Origin of the sequence: Nocardia rosealba, assembly GCF_020216065.1 — a bacterium.
GTDB lineage: Bacteria > Actinomycetota > Actinomycetes > Mycobacteriales > Mycobacteriaceae > Nocardia > Nocardia rosealba.
In genome coordinates, this window is sequence record NZ_JAIWNA010000003.1 from 214,005 (window position 1) to 231,958 (window position 17,954).

A 17,954-nucleotide genomic window follows, 5' to 3' on the forward strand; every position below is an offset into this window, starting at 1 on the left:
CCGGGCCCCGTCGGTTTCCGGGTCTACTTCTTGGTGATGTCCACGCCTGGTGCGGCGTCGGTGACGATCGAGTCGGCGGCCAGCACCGCACCGCCACCCTTCTTGCGCCGCGACCGCAGCCGCTTCTCCAAGCGGGTCGCCAGGAACGACAGCGCGATATTGAGCGAGATCATGATGACCGCGATCACCATCAGGGCGGGGATCGTGTTCTGCTCCGCCGCACCTACCTGCTGACCCGAGCGCACCAGTTCCACATAGGTGATCTGGTAGCCCAGCGCGGTGTCCTTGAGCACGACCACCATCTGCGAGACCAGCGCGGGCAGCATCGCGGTGATCGCCTGCGGCAACAGCACCAGGCGCATCAGCTGGGTCTTGCGCATACCGAGCGCGACGGCGGCCTCGCTCTGGCCCTTGGGCAGCGACCGGATACCGGCCCGCACGATCTCGGCGATGACCGCCGCGTTGTAGACAGTGAGGGCGATGACCACCGCGGCCAGCGCCAGCTGATCGGTGGGGAACACCTTGTAGTCGCCGAACACGGCGAACAGGAAGATCATCAGGATCAGCACCGGGATAGCCCGGGCAAGCTCGACGATCGCGCCCGCCACCCAGCGCACCCAGGTGTGATCCGACAGGCGCAGGATGCCGAAGATCATGCCGAAGATCAGCGCACCGATGATCGACAGCACCGCGGCGGTGAGCGTGCCCTCGAGACCGGGCAGCAGGTAGGTCTCCCAGACCTCCGCCTCCAGGAAGGGCTTCCACTTCGCGGCGGTGAACTGACCTTCCCGCTGGAAGGCGAGGAACATCCACACGCCTGCCGCGACGAGCACCGCCGCGACCACCACCGAGTAGAGCCAGTGCCGCACCCGGGCCTTGGGGCCGGGCGCGTCGAACAGAACCGAAGCGCCTGAACTCACCGGACAACCTCGAATCGCTTGGCCAGCCAGCCGAAGAACAAGCCGGTCGGCAGGGTGAGCACGACGAAGCCGAGCGCGAAGATCGCACCGATGGCGAGCACCGCGGCCTCGTTCTCGTTCATCTCGCTCATCAGGAACGCGGCCTCACCGACACCGATCACCGAGGCGATCGTCGAGTTCTTGGTCAGCGCGATCAGCACGCTGCCCAGCGGGGCGATGACGGCCCGGAAAGCCTGTGGCAGCACGATCAGGCGCAGATTCTGGGCGAACCCGAAGCCCAGCGAGCGGCCCGCCTCGGACTGCCCGATGTGGACGGTGTTGATGCCCGACCGCAGCGATTCGCACACGAAAGCCGCGGTGTAGACGCTCAATCCGATGATCGCCCACCAGTAGTTGTTGTCCTTGATCGAATCACCGGCCAGCTCCCACTGCAGCGTGGTGTAGAGGCCGAGCGAGCAGAACACGATGATCAGCGTCAGGGGGGTGTTGCGGAAGATCGACACGTAGGCGGTGCCGACCCAGCGCGCGACGGGGATGGGAGACACACGCATTCCGGCGACGATGGTGCCGAGGATCAGGGCACCGATCGCCGAGAAGAACGTCAGCTTGATGGTCACCCAGAAGGCAGCGAGGATTCGGGAGTCATACTCCGAGATCAGGTCGAACACGGACGCGCGTCCTCCGATCGATGAGAAAGGCCAGCAGGACAGAAACCGTCGCGGTGGCGCGTGGCCACCGCGACGGTGATCGGGATCAGTAGCGGTCGACCTTCGGCGGCTCCGGGACCTTGAAACCGGTGCCGGGGAAGGACTTCTCCAGCGCGGCCTTCCAGGAACCGTCGGCGATCATCGCCTCGATCGCGTCGTTGATCTTGGTGCGGGCCTCGGTGTCGCCCTTCTTCAGGCCGATGCCGTAGTTCTCGGTGGTGAAGGTCTTACCCGCCAGCTTGTAGGTGCCGGGCGCCTGCGCGGCGTAACCGGCCAGGATCACGTCGTCGGTGGTCATCGCGTCGATGGCACCGCCACGCAGGCCCTCGAGGCACAGCGAGTACGTGTCGTAGGTCTGCAGCTGGGCCTGCGGGTAGTTCTTCTCGATGTTCTGGGCCGGGGTGGAGCCCTTCACCGAGCAGACCTTCTTGCCCGCGAGCGAATCGGGACCGGTGATGTCGGTGTTGTCGGCACGCACCAGCAGGTCCTGGCCCGCCACGTAGTACGGGCCGGCGAAATCGACCTTCTCCTTGCGCTTGTCGTTGATCGAGTAGGTGGCGACGATGAAGTCGACCTGACCGTTCTCGATCATCGTCTCGCGCTGCGCCGACGGGGTTTCCTTGAACGTGATGGCCTCGGGCTTCACGCCGAGCTTGTCGGCGACGTACTTGGCGACCTCGACATCGAAGCCGCTGTAGGTGCCGTCGGTGTTGCGCAGGCCGAGACCCGGCTGGTCGAACTTGATGCCGACGGTCAGCTTGCCTTCCTTGGCGTGGTCGAGCGCGCTGCCCTCGTCACCGCCGCCGCAGGCCGCCGTCACGGTGGCGGCGAGAGCCAGAGCCACAGCGCCGACGCCGACGCGCACCGCACGATTGATCCTCATCGAGTTTCCTTCTCCCTCTTGTGGTGTCGCTACAAGTCAGTGGCTGAGAATTTTGCCGAGGAAGTCCTTGGCGCGGTCGGATCGCGGTGCGGTGAAGAACGTTTCGGGCTCCGCGTCCTCGACGACCTCGCCGTCGGCCATGAACAGCACCCGGTGGCCGGCCCGGCGGGCGAAGCCCATCTCATGGGTGACCACGAGCATCGTCATGCCCTCCTTGGCGAGGGAAACCATCACCTCGAGCACCTCGTTGACCATCTCGGGGTCGAGCGCGGAGGTCGGCTCGTCGAACAGCATCACCTTCGGGTCCATCGCCAGCGACCGCGCGATCGCCACGCGCTGCTGCTGACCGCCCGACAGCTGGGCGGGGTACTTGTCGGCCTGGTTGGCGATGCCGACCCGGTCGAGCAGGGCGAGCGCGTGCTTGCGCGCTTCGTCCTTCTTGATGCCACGCACCTTCATCGGCGCGAGCATCACATTTTCGAGAATTGTCTTGTGCGCGAACAAATTGAACGATTGGAAGACCATGCCCACCTCGGCGCGCAATGCGGCGAGGGCCTTGCCTTCGGCGGGCAGATCCACCCCGTCGATGGCGATGCGGCCCGAGTCGATCGGCTCGAGCCGGTTGATGGTGCGGCACAGGGTGGACTTCCCCGAGCCCGAGGGGCCGAGGACGATCACGACCTGCCCGCGGGGCACTTCCAGGTTGATATTGCGCAGAACATGGAGCTCACCGAAGTGTTTGTCCACGTTGTGCATCGAGATCATCGGCGGCGCGCCTGCAGTGGCAGCGGCGTCGGCTTTCCCGGTCGCGGGTGCGGCGTCGTCGGTCATGCTCAGAAACCTTAGGCGTTCTTCGGAGATTTGCCCTGCTTTCCGTGACTCGCCGTCCCGGCTCGCCGAGAAGACACCTGCCGGTAACCGGACGGCAGCCTCCTCGTCGCGCTCGGCCGGCCCGACCGCGACGCAGGTCACCGGGGCGGTGGCCGTACCCTGGACGGGTGGATTCGAACGGACAGAATGCGACGCACGGCTCGGTCACCGAGGCGCGCACCTACGAGGTCCGCACCTTCGGTTGCCAGATGAACGTCCATGATTCCGAACGCTTGTCCGGCCTGCTCGAAGACGCGGGTTATGTGAAGGCCGCCCCGAGCGACACCCCGGACCTGGTGGTGTTCAACACCTGCGCGGTGCGGGAGAACGCCGACAACAAGCTCTACGGCACCCTCGGGCACCTCGCGCCGGTGAAGCAGGGCAGGCCCGGCATGCAGATCGCCGTCGGCGGCTGCCTGGCGCAGAAGGACCGCGACACCGTGATCCGCAAGGCGCCGTGGGTGGACGTGGTGTTCGGCACACACAACATCGGCTCGCTGCCGGTGCTGCTCGAACGGGCACGGCACAACGAGCAGGCCCAGGTGGAGATCCTCGAATCGCTCGAGGCCTTCCCGTCCACCCTGCCCGCCAAGCGTGAATCCGCCTACGCGGGCTGGGTATCGATCTCGGTGGGTTGCAACAACACCTGCACCTTCTGCATCGTGCCCGCGCTGCGCGGCAAAGAGGTGGACCGCCGCCCCGGTGACGTGCTCGCCGAGGTGCAGGCCCTGGTCGACCAGGGTGTGCTCGAGGTGACCCTGCTCGGCCAGAACGTGAACTCCTACGGCGTGAATTTCGTCGACCCCGAACAACCGCGCGACCGGGGCGCCTTCGCCCAGTTGCTGCGCGCGACCGGGCGGATCGAGGGGCTCGAGCGGGTGCGGTTCACCTCGCCGCATCCGGCGGAGTTCACCGACGACGTCATCGAGGCGATGGCCGAGACACCCAATGTCTGCCCGCAGCTGCACATGCCGTTGCAGTCGGGCTCGGACCGGGTGCTCAAGGCGATGCGCCGCTCCTACCGCAAGGAACGCTTCCTCGGCATCATCGACAAGGTGCGCGCCGCGATGCCGCACGCCTCGATCACCACCGACATCATCGTCGGCTTCCCCGGCGAGACCGAGGAGGACTTCCAGGAGACCCTGGACGTGGTGCGCCGGGCCCGCTTCACCAGCGCCTACACCTTCCAGTACTCCAAGCGCCCCGGCACCCCGGCCGCCGAACTGGCCGATCAGGTGCCCAAGGCCGTGGTGCAGGAACGCTACGACCGGCTCATCGCCCTGCAGGAGCAGGTGTCGCTCGAGGAGAACCAGGCGCTGATCGGCACCGAGGTGGAATTGCTCGTCGCCGAGGGCGCGGGCAAGAAGAACGCGGCGACCGCCCGGATGAGCGGACGCGCCCGCGACGGCAGACTGGTGCACTTCCGGCCCGGCACCGACGCGAGGATCCGCCCCGGTGACCTCGTCGTCGTCGACATCACCGCCGCCGCACCGCACCACCTGATCGCCGACAGTGTCGTGAAATCGCATCGCCGCACGCGAGCGGGCGACGCGCACGAGCGAGGGGTCACGCCCAAGACCGCGCCGATCGGTGTCGGTCTCGGCTTGCCACGCATCGGCGCGCCCGCGATCGAGCCGGTGGACAGCGGTTGTTCGACCGGGTGTCCGGCATGAACGCCGAGGACCCGGACTCTACTACCGGTCGTAGTGGGTCGGGTGCCGAGGACGGCGCGGGGGATGGCAGAGTGGAGCCCGGCGCACACGAGCCGAGTAACCCTGCGGACAGGAGCGACGTGAACCGGGTGGGCAACGATCAGGAATTCGAGCAGTTCCGCGGCGAGATCGACGCCGTGGAGCGGCGGATCGCCGGTGAGATCGATCCCGGCGCACGGGCCATGGTGGTGGCGGGCGCGGTGTTCGCCCTGCTCGTCTCGCTGATCCTGCCGCACGCAGGTGCCGCGCGCGGCTTCGACGTGCTGCTGAGCACCGATGCGGCCCGCCTCGAACACATCGGGCTGCCCTCACGCGTCTTCGTGTGGCTGGTCATCGTGTTCGGCGTCGGTTTCTCCCTGCTGGCCCTGACCACCCGGCGCTGGGTGCTGGCCTGGTTGGCCTGTGCGGGCTCGGCCGTGGCGAGTGTGTTCGGCGTGCTGTCGATCTGGCACCGCCAGACCCCGGGCCTCGGCAACTACGAGGGCGCCGGGCCCGGCATCGGCCTGATCCTCGGCACCCTGGCCGTCATGGTGCTCACCTTCCACTGGATCCGCGTGGTCTGGAGTCGCACCGCTGTGCAGCTGGCCGCGGAGGAACAGCGCCGTAATGCCGCCCGCGAAGCCGAGGAACGCGACCGCAAACGCCTGATGGGCGAGTAGCTAGCCCGCCTCGCTAGCCCGCCTCGCTAGCCCGCCTCCCCGCGAATTCTGCCGGTCGTGGGAAGGGGGCTGGGTTTCTCGCCGGGCTCACCGGGGTGCGCCGTGAGTTCTGGGCGTGCCCGGTGAGTTACCGATGTACTGGCGAAATCAGTTGTCGCGTAAGCGAAGAGGCGCTCGTCGCGCCGACCGCCGGGTGCTGTGCGATCGACGTCAGAGGTTGCTGACGGCGCCTTCTGCCGCTTCGGCCCACTCGCGCCACTGCCTGGCCTGCTCGAGTGCCTTTTCGGCGTCGCGCTTCTTGCCCGCTGCCTCGGCCTTGGCGGCCTGCTCTTCGAACTGGGCGACGCGTTCGCGGAACTGTGCGGCGCGGGCGACAGCCTCGGGGTCGGTGCGGCGCCACTGCTGGTCGGCCGCGTCGCGCACCCGCTTCTCGATCGCGCGCAGCCTGCCTTCGAGTTCCTGCATCCGCTCGCGCGGGACCTTGCCGACGGCGTCCCACTTGTCCTGCAGTTCGCGCAGGGCGGCGCGGGCGGCTTCGAGGCCGTTGGCCGGGTCGATGTGCTCGTAGGCGTCGAGCAGCTCCTGCTTGGCGACGGCGTTGTGCTCGAACTCCGCGTCGCGTTCGGAGACCGCCGCGTTGCGGGCGGCGAAGAACACGTCCTGCGCGCTCTTGAACCGGCGCCACAGCGCCTCGTCGGCCTCGCGGGGCGCCCGGCCTGCCGCCTTCCACTCGGTGAGCAGATCGCGGAACACCGCGGCGGTACCGGTCCAGTCGGTGGAGCCGGACAGCTCCTCGGCGCGCACGCACAGCTCTTCCTTGCGCGTCTTGGCCGTGGCGCGTTCGCGATCGAGTTCGGCGAAATGGGCGCCGCGACGGCGGTTGAACGCCTCACGCGCCTTGGAGTAGCGCTTCCACAGCGCGTCGTCGACCTTGCGATCGACACCGCGGATCGACTTCCACTCGTCGAGGATCTCGCGCAAGCGGTCGCCCGCGGCCTTCCACTGGGTGGATTCGGCGGCGATCTGCTCGGCCTCGGCGGCCAGGGCTTCCTTGCGCTCGGTGTGCTCGTGGCGGGCGCGTTCCTTCTCCTCCTTGGCGTGCGCGGCGGCTTCCTCGGAGTGCTCGGTGATGGCCTGCAGGCGGGCGGCCAGGCCGTCGATGTCACCGATGACGGCGGCGGTCGGCAACGTCTCGGCGAGCGCCAGCGCGGCGGCCTTGGTCTTGCGGGCATCGGCGCCCGCGGCCAAACGTGCCTCGAGCAATGCCACCTCGGTGGCCAGGTCGTCGAAGCGGCGGCCGAAGTGGGCAAGGCCCTCGGCGGCGTCACCGGCCTGCCAGGAGCCGACGACGCGTTCACCGTCGGCGGTCTTCACCCAGGCGGTGCCGTCCTCGTCGACGCGACCCCATTTGCTCGGGTCGGTGGCCGCGGGCACCACCACCGCGTGCGGGTGCGTCTGGTCGGGGCCGGGAGCGGGTTTCACGGCATGCGGTTTGGGCGGACGCGGAGCCTTGCCGCCGGGCTTGGGGGTGCCGGAGGGTCGCGGGCCCGGACCGGGGGTGGGCTTCGCGGTTCCGTTGCTGTCGGTCATTGCTCTCCGTCCCTGCCGCGCGTCACGGCTGCCTGGTTACGCTCTAGCACATCCCATTGAACCCGCTTCGAGCCGAGGAAACCATCGATCCCGAGGATCGGATGCCGCGTTTCCTGGGATTTCGTCCCGGACGACGGGGGTGGTCGCATCAGAAAACACTAGCAATCTCGCGGGGCATCACGGCGCCGGACACTCGCTGACCCCGGTGCGCTCCTCCTGCGCCGGATGCGGGCGCGTGCTACCGGTGCGGCTACGGTTACGTCGTGTTCTCGATAGCGGCCCTGGTCCCGTCGCCGCCGATGCTGGTGCCACAACTGTGCGGACACCAGGTGGCCTCCGGCGATGCTCCCGACGAGCCGGTGGTGGTGTTGCGCGCGGCCGCGCTCGAGGCCGCCGCCACGCTCGCCGCCCGCGCCGATCGCTGGGTCGTCGTCGGCGCCGGTGCGCGGGCCGAAACCTTCGACCCCGGTGTGCGCGGGACTTTCCGTGGCTTCGGCGCCGATGTCGTCGTCGATCTCGGCCCGGGCGCGAGCGTCGACGCACCGGCAGACCCCCAGCTTCCGCTGCCCGTCCTGATCGCCGCGTGGTTGCGGGAGCAGGCCGCGCCGGGTGTTTCCGTACGGGCGCGAGTGATCGCCGCCGACACGGCACCGGGGGAGTGCGCCCGCTTCGGCACCGACCTGCGCGCCGAACTCGACGCCGATCCGGCGCCGTGGGCGGTGCTCGTCGTCGCCGACGGAGCCGCGACCCTCACCCTCAAATCCCCGGGCTACCTCGACGAGCGCGCCGACCCGTTCCAAACCGCTCTGGACGCCGCCCTGCGCGAGGGCTCCCGAGCAGGGCTCGCCGCACTCGACCCCGACCTGTGTGCGCAATTGCGGGTCGACGGTCGCGCCGCCTACCAGGCGCTCGGCGGCCTGTTCGCCACCGACCCGGCCGACCCGCCGGTTCGCACCCTCTACCAGGGCGCACCGTACGGCGTGGGCTACGACGTGAGCGTGTGGGAGGTCGGCCGATGACGAAGCGCCCCATCGCGGTCGTCGGACCCACCGCGACCGGGAAGTCCGATCTGGCCCTCGACCTGGCCGAACGGCTCGACGGCGAAATCGTCAACATCGACGCGATGCAGCTGTACCGCGGCATGGACGTCGGTACCGCGAAACTGCCGCCCGCGCAGCGGCGTGGCATCGCGCACCACCTCCTCGACGTTCTCGACGTCACCGAGACCGCCACGGTCGCTGCCTACCAGAGCGCGGCAAGCGACATCGTGGAAGACATCATGGCGCGCGGCCGCACCCCGGTGGTCGTCGGCGGGTCGATGATGTACGTGCAGGCACTGCTCGACCAGTGGGACTTCCCGGCCACCGACCCCGACGTGCGCGCCCGCTGGGAAGCGGTGCTGGCCGACGGTGGAGTCGCGGCCGTGCACGCGGCGCTGCGGGCGGCCGACCCGGTCGCGGCCGACACCATCCTGCCCACCGACGGGCGACGGATGGTCCGCGCACTGGAAGTCGTCGAACTCACCGGCAAACCGTTCGCCGCCTCGGCTCCGACCATCGGCGCACCGCGCTGGGACACCGTCATCATCGGCGTCGACCGGGAGACCGCCGCCCTCGACGCCCGCATCGAGGCCCGCACCGCGCACATGTTCGACTCCGGCCTGGTCGAGGAGGTCCGCACCCTGCTCGATGCCGGACTGCGCGACGGCCAGACCGCACGCCGCGCGATCGGGTACGCCCAGGTGCTGGCCTACCTCGACGGCGAATACGATCTCGCGCACGCCCGCGAACGCACCCTCATCGGCACCCGCCGCTATGTGCGACGGCAGCGCTCGTGGTTCCGCCGCGACCCCAGGGTGACCTGGGTCGACGGCGCCGACCCCGACCTCGCCGCCACCACGCTCACCCTGCTCGACGAACAGACAGGACGGACCGCGCAGTGACCCGACGAGTGAGTACCCGCAACGCCTCGGTGCAGGTGTGGCAGGCCTACCTCAACAACCGGACCAAACGTCATCGCGACGGCCGCTTCCTCGTGCAGGGCGTGCGCCCCATCACCCAGGCCCTGGCCAACGACTGGCCCCTGGAGACGCTGCTCTACCGGCTCGGCACGCCCGATCTGTCGAGCTGGGCGCGGGAACTACTCGACACCACCGATGTGCCGCAGGTGGGTCTGGTCCCCGAACTGATGGCCGAGCTGGGGGAGAAGTCGGGCACGATTCCCGAGATCGTGGCCGTCGCCCATTCGCGTCAGCCCGACCTGGACACCTACGCGCCCGGCGAACCGGGCGAGGACTTCCCGGTCGTCGTGGTCTTCGACCGGCCCAACTCGCCCGGCAACCTCGGCACCCTCATCCGGTCGGCCGACGCCTTCGGGGCATCGGGCGTGATCGTCACCGGCCACGGCGCCGACCAGTTCGACCCGCAGGCCGTGCGCGCCTCCACCGGGTCGCTGTTCGCCGTGCCCGTGCTCCGCGCGTCGGGTGCCGCCCAGGTCGTGGAGTTCCGTGACCGGCAGGTGGCGCGCGGTATCCCCACCCGCATCGTGGGCACCGACGAACACGCGCCGTCGACCATCTACGACTACGACTTCACCGAGGCCACCATCCTGGTGGTCGGCAACGAGACCACCGGCATGAGTTCGGCCTGGTCGCAAGCCTGCGACGACCTGGTGACCATCCCGATGGGCGGCACCGCGAGCTCGCTCGGCGCCCCGTCGGCCGGCGCGATCGGCCTGTACGAGATCGCCCGGCAGCGCCGCACCTTCGCCCGATGACGGGATCGTCGCCCGCACAGGGGACAATGGCGGACGTGTCCGACATCGAATTCAGCAAGGGCCACGGCACCCAGAACGATTTCGTGGTGCTGCCCGACCTCGAGGTGCGTCTCGACCTGAACGCCGACCGCGTCGCCGCCCTGTGCGACCGCCGTCGCGGCCTCGGCGCCGACGGTGTGCTGCGCGTCGCCAAGGCGGGCGCCCTGCGCGAGGCCGGCGTGCTCGACACCCTGCCCGACGGTGTCGGCGCCGACGACTGGTTCATGGACTACCGCAATGCCGACGGGTCGATCGCCGAGATGTGCGGCAACGGCACCCGCGTGTTCGCCCACTACCTCAATGCCACCGGCCTGGAAACCCGCACCGAGTACGTCGTCGGCAGCCGCGCGGGCGGGCGACCCGTCGAGGTGCACACCGCGGGCCCCGTCGACGGCGAGGTCACCGTCGACATGGGCGCTGTGCGTGAACTCGGCAGCTCCACCGCGACCCTGGCCGGCTGGGCGCTGTCCGGAATCGGCATCGATGTGGGCAATCCGCACCTGGCCTGCGTCGACGAGAGCCTGACCGCCGACGCGCTGGCCAAGCTCGATCTCACCGTGTCGCCCGGCTTCGATCCCGACCTGTTCCCGCACGGCGTCAATGTCGAGATCCTCACCGCGCTCGGCCCCGACAACGCCGTCGACATGCGCGTCTACGAGCGCGGTGTCGGCGAGACCCGCTCCTGCGGAACCGGAACCGTCGCCGCAGCGGCCGCCGCGCTGACCGCCGCCGGTGTGCCGGTCGGGTCGGGCCGGGGCGAGGTCACCGTGCGCGTACCGGGCGGGCAGGTGCGCGTCACCATCGACAACGGCCGTGCCTGGATGCGCGGCCCCTCGGTGCTGCTCGCTGCGGGCACACTGTCGCGCGACTGGTGGAACGCGCAGGCCAACCGATAACCGGATGCGCCGTGTCACTGTGACGTGGCAGCATGGAAGGCGTATGACGAAACCAGAAGTACCCTCAGACACCACATCGGACCGCGACACCACCGCGGCCGATGCCGACGTGGCCGCCGACCGCGGCGACGTCGACGACGCGCTGGCCCGCCACGCGGCACGGATGCAGCGCCCGGGCTGGTCACCCGAACCGACCGTCGGTGAGATGCAGCTCGACGAACGCACCTCGCTGCGTCGCGTCGCGGGCCTGTCCACCGAGCTCACCGACATCACCGAGGTCGAATACCGCCAGCTGCGCCTGGAACGGGTCGTGCTGGTCGGTGTGTGGACCACCGGCAGCGCCGCGCAGGCCGAGGCGAGCATGGTCGAGCTGGCCGCATTGGCCGAGACCGCGGGCTCGGAAGTCCTCGAAGGCCTCATCCAGCGCCGCGACAAGCCCGACCCGGCCACCTACATCGGTTCCGGCAAGGCCGAGGAACTGCGCACCGTCGTTCTCGACACCGGCGCCGACACCGTGATCTGCGACGGTGAACTCACCCCCGCCCAGCTCACCGCGCTGGAGAAGGTCGTGAAGGTGAAGGTCATCGACCGCACCGCACTGATCCTCGACATCTTCGCCCAGCATGCCACCTCCCGCGAGGGTAAGGCCCAGGTCGCGCTCGCCCAGATGGAATACATGCTGCCGCGGCTGCGTGGCTGGGGTGAGTCGATGTCACGACAGGCCGGTGGTCGCGCCGGCTCCAACGGCGGTGTCGGTCTGCGTGGTCCCGGTGAGACCAAGATCGAAACCGACCGCCGCCGCATTCGTGAGCGAATGGCCAAGTTGCGCCGCGAGATTCGCGAGATGAAGACCGCACGCGACACCATGCGCGCGCGCCGCAGCGCCAGCGGGGTGCCCGCCGTGGCCATCGTCGGCTACACCAACGCGGGCAAGTCCAGCCTGATGAACTCCCTGACCGGCGCGGGTCTGCTGGTGCAGGACGCCCTGTTCGCCACCCTCGATCCGACCACCCGCCGGGCCGCGCTCGACGACGGTCGCGAGATGGTGTTCACCGACACCGTCGGCTTCGTCCGTCACCTGCCCACCCAGCTGGTCGAGGCGTTCCGGTCCACCCTGGAAGAGGTCACCGGCGCCGACTTGCTGCTGCATGTGGTCGACGGGTCCGACCCGTTGCCGCTCGAGCAGATCCGCGCGGTGCGCGAGGTCATCACCGACGTGATCAAGGAGCAGGGCACGGCGGCTCCACCGGAGCTGCTGGTGGTCAACAAGATCGACGCCGCCGACCCCGACGAGCTCACCCGCCTGCGCGGGCTGCTGCCGGGCGCCGCGTTCGTGTCGGCCCGCACCGGGGCAGGCATCGAGGAGCTGCGCGAACGCCTGTCCGAGGTACTCGGCGGGCTCGATGTCGACATCAGTGTGCTGCTGCCCTACAGCCGCGGCGACCTGCTCGCCCGCATCCACGCCGACGGCCGGATCATCTCCTCCGATCACGAGGAGGGCGGCACCCGCGTGCGCGCTCGGGTGCCACACGCGCTGGCGGCGGCCCTGTCGGAATTCGCCCATTCCGGGCCTGCGGAGTCGGCCGGTCGCTAGCGGCGGGTTGCCGCTCGTTTGCGGCTGACACCGATGCGACACAGCCATATTCGGACGCTATGGTCGATTGTCGACAGCAGGAGGGTGTTATGTCGAACGACCAGAAGAACGAAATCGAGCAGGGCGATCACGTTCTCAGCGATGGCGCGCCGTTGGATCCGGCGCCGAGCGAGTGGGAGATCCGGGCCTTCGAGGCGGTGTTCGCACCGGTGCGTGCCTGGGCCAGTCCGCGCTTCTACGGTTTGGAGAACATTCCGGCCGAGGGCCCGGTGTTGATCGTGGCCAACCACAACCTGCTCGGCGGGATCGATGCGCCGCTGCTGATGCCCGCCATCCTGCGGGAGCGTGGGCGGCTGGTGCGTGGCCTGGCCGAGCATGTGCTGATGGTGCCGGGTGTGCGGGAAATCCTGCACCGTTTCGGTGCGGTGCGCGGTACCAGGTCGAACTGCCTCGCGCTGCTCGAACGCGGCGAGGCGGTGGTGGTGTTTCCCGGCGGCGGTCGTGAGGCGATCCGCCGCAAGGGGGAGAAGTATGTGCTCAAGTGGGAGGGCCGCACCGGCTTCGCGCGGATGGCGATCCAGGCCGGCGTCCCCATCGTGCCGTTGGCGATGATCGGTATCGACGATGCCTTCGACATCGTCTTCGACGGCCAGCATCCCGTGATGTCGCCGCTGCGGTGGACGTGTCAATTACTCGGTATCAACCCCGAGCTGAACCCGCCGCTGGTGAAGGGCATCGGGCCGACCCCGATTCCGCGCCCGGAACGGTTCTACTACTCGGCGGGTACCCCGATCGATCCCACCCCGTGGCTCGGTGCCGACGACATCGACAGCGCTGCCGCCGACCTGCGTGACGTGGTGCAGAAGAGCCTGGAGGAGGAACTGCAGTTCCTGTTCTCCGAACGTGAGCGCGATACCGGCCGCGGTCTGATCGGCCGATTGCGTAGCGCGCTGCCCTTCTGACCGCCCGAGCGGTGGGCGTTCGCGGAATACCCACCGCTCACCTCGCGTTACGCGCTATACGGACCAAGGTCCGAATAGCGAGAGGCGAGGTCGATGGCGGCACAGGTGCAGGTGATTCCGGCTGCGAACCGCAGGTACTGGCGCACCGAGTGGCTCGACTCGCGCCAGTCGTTCCCCGTGACCGGCAATTTCGTGCTCGAGGACTACGCGCACGGGCTGCTGCTTGTGCACAACGAGGACATCGTCGACCCCGGCGAGGGCTTCGACACACATCAGCACCGTGACACCGAGATCTTGACCTGGGTGCTGGAAGGCACAGTGGTGCACCAGGATTCGGCAGGCAACTCGGGATTGATCCGGCCCGGCCTCGCGCAACGGATGAGTGCGGGTACCGGCATCCTGCATTCCGAACGCAACGGCGCAGGCTGGACGGAACGCGAACGGCTGCACGTGGTGCAGATGTGGATCCCACCGGACACTCTCGGCGCGCCGCCGAGCTATCAGGAACTCGACGTCGACGGTGCGTTGCGCCGCAACTCGCTGGTGCCGGTGGCCTCCGGCATGCCGAGGTATCGCGGCGACGCCGCGATCGGAATCGGCAACCGCCACGCCACTTTCCATGTCGCCCGGCTGGATCCGGGACACAGCATCACCGTTCCCGACGCACCGTACGGTCACGTGTTCATCGCCCGGGGCGGCGTCGACTACGAGAACCACGGCGCACTCGGGCAGGGCGACGCCGTCCGGCTCACCGCGACGGGCGGTCACCGCGTGACGGCGACGACGCCCGCCGAGGTGCTGATCTGGGAGATGGACGCGGCGGCGAGCCGCTGACCTCAGACTTTGCGGATGACGGTGACGACTTTCCCCAGGATTTGCGCGTCGTTTCCTGGGATCGGTTCGAAATGTGGGTTGTGTGGCATCAGCCACACGTCTTTGCCGGTGCGCTTGAAGGTCTTCACGGTCGCCTCGCCGTCGATCATGGCCGCGACGATGTCGCCGCCCTCGGCGACGTTCTGCTGACGCACGACCACCCAGTCGCCGTCACAGATCGCGGCATCGACCATCGACTGGCCGACGACCTTGAGCAGGAACAGCGACCCGTCGCCGACGAGTTCGCGCGGCAGCGGGAACACTTCCTCCACCGCCTGCTCGGCCAAAATCGGCCCACCGGCGGCGATCCGGCCGAGGACCGGAACGAAGGTGGGGGTGGGGCGGCTCGGATCGGCCACGTCGTCCACGGGTTCGGCGGGCAGGGTGGTGACCGCGCGCACCGCTTCGTCGAGTCCGCGCACATTCACCGCGCGCGGCCGGTTCGGGTCGCGGCGCAGGTAGCCCTTGCGCTCCAGGGCGCGCAGCTGATGGGCCACCGAGGAGGTGGAGGTGAGCCCGACCGCGTCGCCGATCTCGCGGATGCTCGGCGGGTAGCCGCGTTCGGTCACCGAGGAGCGGATGACCTCGAGGACCGTGCGCTGACGCACGGTGAGATCCGCGCCGGATCCCGATGTGACGGTGCCGGTAGCGCTTTCGTCACCCGTGTCGTCTGTGTGGGTCACCTGTCCCGCCCTTCCGCTTGTCGAATTCGCCTCTCTCACGCTAGTCGGGCCACGCCGAAGTATCAAACATCTGTTCGAGCATGTCGGGCGTTTCGTGCTGACATGCGCGCCGCCGCGTGGTAGAAATCGAACATCAGTTCGTCGCACAGGTGTTCGAACAGGTTCGGTCATCGTCGCCTCACCTGCCCTTTCATCCAGCGGAGCACACCACCCCGGAGGTTCTTCCGATGAGCACAGCGATCAGCGCCCTGCGTTCCTACGATCCCGCCGAAGTCCCCGAACCGGTGCTGCGTCGCCGCCGAACCGCCCGCGCTCCACGTCCTTTCGCGCTCGTGCGCGGACAGGGCCGCAACAGCGCGGCGCGGCGGGAAGTCGCCGCCCGCTTCATCCCGCATCCGCCGCAACCCTCGGCCCCGGCCGGGCCGGTCCGGCGCTCGCGCGAAGCCGAGGTGGTTCGTGGCGCCGAGCTCCGGGCCAGGGGCGCGCGGACCTTCGACATCACCGAAGCCGAGGTGGATCTCGCCTTCGCGACCGTGCCCCGCTGGGAGTCGGCGCGGTCACGATCCGTGACCCGCGCGCTCGTCGGTGACCCGTCGACGATCGAAGCGCCGACCCGGCGGGTGCGTGCGGGCGCGCGGGCGTCCGATCGGGGGCCGGAATTTCGTGGGCCGCGCTCGGAACAGGCGCTCTACGCGAGAGTGGCCGGTTCCCGTGCGCGCGGTGCCCATCCGATGGTGCGGGTGCGTCAGGCGCAGGCGGGCTTGGCGGCGCTGGCGCTCACGGCGCTGGTGACCGCGTTGATCGTGGTGACATTCTTAGGGTTGGCGCATCTGCGGGCAGGCAGCTTCGGGGAGTGGACCGAGTCCTCGCCCGGCATCTCCCAGCAGGGTGACCACCCGCAGGTCGGCTTGTTCGAAACGCGACCCCAAAACTAGAACGCGTTGCTACCGTGACGATTGTCCCTGCCGGGCAGGCCGGTCGGGGCACGGATGCGAGGTCACGTGCGCAGCTTTTGGATCGTTCTGCTCCTGGGTGTGCTGCTGGCCGTGGCGCCCGCGCCCCTCGTCCGGGCCGAACCCACCTACACCGCCTATCTGGACCTGCCCGCCGTCAACGACGACGGTGAATTCGCCGGCGGCATCCATCCGGCGCTACCCCTGAGCGCCGAACCACTGCGTACGGCGCTCGACCAGGCCAGAGCCGACGGGATCGCGCCGAGCAGGTATTCCACACTGCTGCACCAATATTGGCTCGTCGTCGCCACCGACAACGCGGGGATCGATCCAGCCGGCTGGGCGCCGGAGCGTGGCGTGGCAGCCAACACGGACACCTTCACCCGCGTGTACGTGAACTACTTCCGCATCGCCGCGGCCCGCCCGGACTTCTACTGGGCCGGGTTGGCGGGCATCGCGGGCGGCTCGTTCGCATCGGGATTCTTCGACGTGGGCGATATCGGCGCCCTGCTGTCGGTGCCCGGAATCCACGAACTCGGTACGGCCGTCGCCGACCTGCTGCGCGCCACCCCACCGGAACTTGTCGCCGCCGTACCGCCCGATATCGCCGCGCTCGCCCTGCTCGGTCCGCGCCTGACCGCCGATGACCTGGCGTGGTACCAGACCAGGCTGATCATCATGCAGCGCCACATCTTCACGGATCTGGTGCCGATGCACGAGGCCTACCTCGCCGACGGGATGACGGCGATCGACGAGATGCATGCTGCGGGCCTGCTCGACGACGCCATGCACGCGGCCTGGGCCGGAATCGACAACGGCACCGGCCTCGCCGAAGCGCTGGTGACCATGGCCGACCGCGAACAGAACCACATCGTGCCCGAGCAGTGGGACGCCACCGCCGCCGGCCGCGGCGGCCTGGGCCGGGTGCTCACCTACGTCACCACCGTCGCCGGCAAACCCGCCCTGGCGGGCGCCCGGGCACCCGGTGTGTACGCGCCCGCCACCGTGCGCTCGCCGCTTCCCGGCAGCGGGCTCGGCCTGCGGATGCCGCTGCCCGCGTTCAACTGGGCCGACCGTGCCGACCGCTGGGCCTACCTCGCCGCCGATCTGGTGCCGCGCCACCTCGACCTGGCCACCGACCCCGCGCGAGCCGTGGCCGTGTACCGCGAGCCGTTCCCGGGCAAGCTCGACCGGGGCCGGTTGGTCGCCCGGCTGCCCGACGTGATCGCGGACCTGACCACGCAGTGGCAGGTGACCCATACCTGAGCGGTATCCTGTCAAGAGTCATGGAGTAGCGAAGTGAACTGCGCACCGACGAAGGAACCCCTCGGATGCATTGCCCGTATTGCCGTCACCCCGACTCGCGTGTCGTCGACTCGCGGGAAGTCGAGGAGGGCACGGCGATTCGCCGCCGACGTTCCTGCCCGTCGTGCGGGCGCCGGTTCACCACCGTCGAGACCGCGGTGCTTTCGGTGGTCAAGCGCAGCGGTGTCACCGAACCGTTCAGCCGCGAGAAGGTGATCGTCGGTGTGCGACGCGCCTGCCAGGGCCGCGAGGTCGACGACGACGCCCTGAACCTGCTTGCCCAGCAGGTCGAGGACGCGGTGCGCGCCAAGGGATCTCCGGAAGTCCCCAGCCACGAGGTGGGCCTCGCCATCCTCGGACCCCTGCGCGATCTCGACGAAGTGGCCTACCTGCGCTTCGCCTCGGTCTACCGATCCTTCACCAGCGCAGACGATTTCGAACGCGAGATCACCGAGATGCGCGCTGCTCGCGCCGCTACCGCAGCCACCGACTGAGCCCGCGTCGCCGCACCCGTGCTGCCCGTGGGTCGGTTC

General features: G+C 69.1%; 18 protein-coding genes. 12 read left to right on the plus strand and 6 right to left on the minus strand.

Features of this window, described 5'->3' with window-relative positions:
- Nucleotides 1-23 precede the first annotated feature (23 nt).
- From LDL21_RS14460 to LDL21_RS14475, 4 genes are all read right to left on the minus strand, one after another.
- On the minus strand, nucleotides 24-920 hold the full coding sequence (locus tag LDL21_RS14460) for an amino acid ABC transporter permease (protein WP_181696949.1): 897 nt from the start codon (nucleotides 918-920) through the stop codon (nucleotides 24-26).
- Nucleotides 917-1,588 (minus strand): amino acid ABC transporter permease, encoded by a 672-nt coding sequence (locus tag LDL21_RS14465; protein ID WP_181696950.1) that lies wholly within the window; start codon nucleotides 1,586-1,588, stop codon nucleotides 917-919. The genes LDL21_RS14460 and LDL21_RS14465 overlap by 4 nt, the downstream gene beginning before the upstream one ends.
- An 85-nt stretch (nucleotides 1,589-1,673) precedes the next feature.
- On the minus strand, nucleotides 1,674-2,510 hold the full coding sequence (locus LDL21_RS14470; RefSeq protein WP_181696951.1) for a glutamate ABC transporter substrate-binding protein: 837 nt from the start codon (nucleotides 2,508-2,510) through the stop codon (nucleotides 1,674-1,676).
- 36 nt (nucleotides 2,511-2,546) lie between these two features.
- Nucleotides 2,547-3,275: an amino acid ABC transporter ATP-binding protein gene (locus tag LDL21_RS14475; RefSeq protein WP_181697032.1), complete on the minus strand. Its 729-nt coding sequence runs from the start codon at nucleotides 3,273-3,275 to the stop codon at nucleotides 2,547-2,549.
- A gap of 233 nt (nucleotides 3,276-3,508) precedes the next feature.
- Between LDL21_RS14475 and miaB the strand changes: the two genes are divergently transcribed.
- Together miaB and LDL21_RS14485 are read left to right on the plus strand one after the other, a co-directional pair.
- Nucleotides 3,509-5,053 carry a tRNA (N6-isopentenyl adenosine(37)-C2)-methylthiotransferase MiaB gene (miaB, locus tag LDL21_RS14480; protein ID WP_225280481.1) on the plus strand — a complete coding sequence of 515 codons (1,545 nt, stop codon included), beginning with the start codon at nucleotides 3,509-3,511 and terminating at the stop codon, nucleotides 5,051-5,053.
- 119 nt (nucleotides 5,054-5,172) lie between these two features.
- Nucleotides 5,173-5,751, plus strand: a complete 579-nt coding sequence (locus LDL21_RS14485) for an Rv2732c family membrane protein (protein WP_225280482.1) — start codon at nucleotides 5,173-5,175, stop codon at nucleotides 5,749-5,751.
- 210 nt (nucleotides 5,752-5,961) lie between these two features.
- Here the strand turns inward: LDL21_RS14485 and LDL21_RS14490 are convergent, their stop codons facing one another.
- A complete protein-coding gene (locus LDL21_RS14490; protein WP_181696954.1) occupies nucleotides 5,962-7,341 on the minus strand; it encodes a DUF349 domain-containing protein in 1,380 nt (459 codons plus the stop codon).
- A gap of 263 nt (nucleotides 7,342-7,604) precedes the next feature.
- On the opposite strand from LDL21_RS14490, the gene LDL21_RS14495 reads away from it, so the two are divergent.
- The 7 genes from LDL21_RS14495 to LDL21_RS14525 all read left to right on the plus strand — a co-directional run bounded on the left by LDL21_RS14495 (nucleotide 7,605) and on the right by LDL21_RS14525 (nucleotide 14,441).
- Nucleotides 7,605-8,360: a class III extradiol ring-cleavage dioxygenase family protein gene (locus LDL21_RS14495; RefSeq protein WP_225280483.1), complete on the plus strand. Its 756-nt coding sequence runs from the start codon at nucleotides 7,605-7,607 to the stop codon at nucleotides 8,358-8,360.
- Nucleotides 8,357-9,283 (plus strand): tRNA (adenosine(37)-N6)-dimethylallyltransferase MiaA, encoded by a 927-nt coding sequence (miaA, locus tag LDL21_RS14500; protein ID WP_225280484.1) that lies wholly within the window; start codon nucleotides 8,357-8,359, stop codon nucleotides 9,281-9,283. The genes LDL21_RS14495 and miaA overlap by 4 nt, the downstream gene beginning before the upstream one ends.
- On the plus strand, nucleotides 9,280-10,116 hold the full coding sequence (locus LDL21_RS14505) for a TrmH family RNA methyltransferase (protein ID WP_225280485.1): 837 nt from the start codon (nucleotides 9,280-9,282) through the stop codon (nucleotides 10,114-10,116). The genes miaA and LDL21_RS14505 overlap by 4 nt, the downstream gene beginning before the upstream one ends.
- Nucleotides 10,117-10,160: 44 nt before the next feature.
- Nucleotides 10,161-11,051, plus strand: coding sequence for a diaminopimelate epimerase (gene dapF / locus LDL21_RS14510; RefSeq protein ID WP_225280809.1), 891 nt, complete (start codon nucleotides 10,161-10,163; stop codon nucleotides 11,049-11,051).
- A gap of 163 nt (nucleotides 11,052-11,214) precedes the next feature.
- Nucleotides 11,215-12,645 carry a GTPase HflX gene (hflX, locus tag LDL21_RS14515; protein WP_225280811.1) on the plus strand — a complete coding sequence of 477 codons (1,431 nt, stop codon included), beginning with the start codon at nucleotides 11,215-11,217 and terminating at the stop codon, nucleotides 12,643-12,645.
- Nucleotides 12,646-12,734: 89 nt separating this feature from the next.
- On the plus strand, nucleotides 12,735-13,607 hold the full coding sequence (locus tag LDL21_RS14520) for a lysophospholipid acyltransferase family protein (protein WP_225280486.1): 873 nt from the start codon (nucleotides 12,735-12,737) through the stop codon (nucleotides 13,605-13,607).
- Nucleotides 13,608-13,700: 93 nt separating this feature from the next.
- Nucleotides 13,701-14,441: a pirin family protein gene (locus LDL21_RS14525; protein ID WP_225280487.1), complete on the plus strand. Its 741-nt coding sequence runs from the start codon at nucleotides 13,701-13,703 to the stop codon at nucleotides 14,439-14,441.
- A gap of 2 nt (nucleotides 14,442-14,443) precedes the next feature.
- On the opposite strand, the gene lexA is transcribed toward LDL21_RS14525, so the two are convergent.
- Nucleotides 14,444-15,163 carry a transcriptional repressor LexA gene (gene lexA, locus LDL21_RS14530; RefSeq protein WP_181696961.1) on the minus strand — a complete coding sequence of 240 codons (720 nt, stop codon included), beginning with the start codon at nucleotides 15,161-15,163 and terminating at the stop codon, nucleotides 14,444-14,446.
- Nucleotides 15,164-15,390: 227 nt separating this feature from the next.
- Between lexA and LDL21_RS14535 the strand changes: the two genes are divergently transcribed.
- The 3 genes from LDL21_RS14535 (at nucleotide 15,391) to nrdR (ending at nucleotide 17,915) form a co-directional block, all read left to right on the plus strand.
- Complete coding sequence (locus LDL21_RS14535) at nucleotides 15,391-16,098, plus strand: hypothetical protein (RefSeq protein WP_225280488.1); 708 nt, start codon at nucleotides 15,391-15,393, stop codon at nucleotides 16,096-16,098.
- Nucleotides 16,099-16,164: 66 nt separating this feature from the next.
- Nucleotides 16,165-17,382 carry a hypothetical protein gene (locus LDL21_RS14540; protein ID WP_225280489.1) on the plus strand — a complete coding sequence of 406 codons (1,218 nt, stop codon included), beginning with the start codon at nucleotides 16,165-16,167 and terminating at the stop codon, nucleotides 17,380-17,382.
- Nucleotides 17,383-17,447: 65 nt separating this feature from the next.
- Nucleotides 17,448-17,915, plus strand: coding sequence for a transcriptional regulator NrdR (nrdR, locus tag LDL21_RS14545; protein WP_067492770.1), 468 nt, complete (start codon nucleotides 17,448-17,450; stop codon nucleotides 17,913-17,915).
- Nucleotides 17,916-17,954 lie beyond the last annotated feature (39 nt).